1 protein-coding gene is annotated in these 997 nt (G+C 56.5%); it reads left to right on the top strand.

Annotated features, from left to right (window positions below):
• A partial coding sequence (locus A9995_RS15725; protein WP_067614759.1) for a DUF1996 domain-containing protein occupies positions 1–997 on the top strand: 997 nt, incomplete at both ends.

Here is a 997-nt window from a genome sequence, read left to right on the forward strand (position 1 = left end):
CAATCTCGACGGGACAGTTGAGGCGCAGATGGTAGCCTCAGGCCTTAATGTGGATTCGTTGCTTGGGCCTATGCGCCTGGCCGGTTCTGGCGCGCCTGACGTGGTAGGGGCTTTCCGCTTCCTTTGTGCGCCGAGCCATTATCTTTACGATGACCCCATTGTGATGCCGGGACGGCCGGGTGAGTTCCACTTGCACCACTTCTTCGGGAATACCGGTGCAAATGCCAACTCGACCTATAAGAGTCTGCGCACGACCGGAGACAGCACTTGTAACAACGCGCTGAACCGTTCTGCCTACTGGCAGCCGGCCATGCTTCAAACCCTGGTGGACGGAACCCAGCAGGTCGTTGTGCCTAATTACAACAATATCTACTACAAGCGGCGTCCTGCAAACGATCCTTGGTTCTCCAAGATGGGGGATATTCCGGTCGATGTCCCCCGTGGTCTGAAGTTCATCTTCGGTTGGCCCGATCAAGCGCCTTTGTTCAAGTGCCTCAATGGTTCGCGCAATGTTACCGGGTGGATGAAAACCATGGAGGAAGCCCTTGCCCCGTGCACAGTCGGTATGAAGCTGGATATCTCGGTCTCATCCCCCTATTGCTGGGACGGTAAAAACCTCGACAGCCCTGACCACCGTTCGCATATGTCTTACGGTGGCGGAGGCGGATGTCCGGATACCCATCCCTACCATATCCCCGTCTACACAAACCAGTCGATCTACACGATCCAAGAGGGGGATCGGCCGGAAACATGGCATCTGGCTAGCGATCAGATGATGACCCCAGATGGCCCCAGAGGACAGAGTTTCCACACCGACTATTTCATGGCGTGGGAAGATACTGTTATCGACCGCTGGATGGCGGCCTGCATCAACAAACTCCTAAATTGCTCCAGCGGCGACCTCGGCGATGGACGGATAATGAAACAAAGCGCTCTCTATCAGGAGCTCATGGCCAAGCCACCGCAGCGCCTGCCCGTGCCAAAACGAAGCGCGCCC

Origin of the sequence: Erythrobacter sp. QSSC1-22B (genome assembly GCF_001678665.1) — a bacterium.
Lineage (GTDB): Bacteria > Pseudomonadota > Alphaproteobacteria > Sphingomonadales > Sphingomonadaceae > Qipengyuania.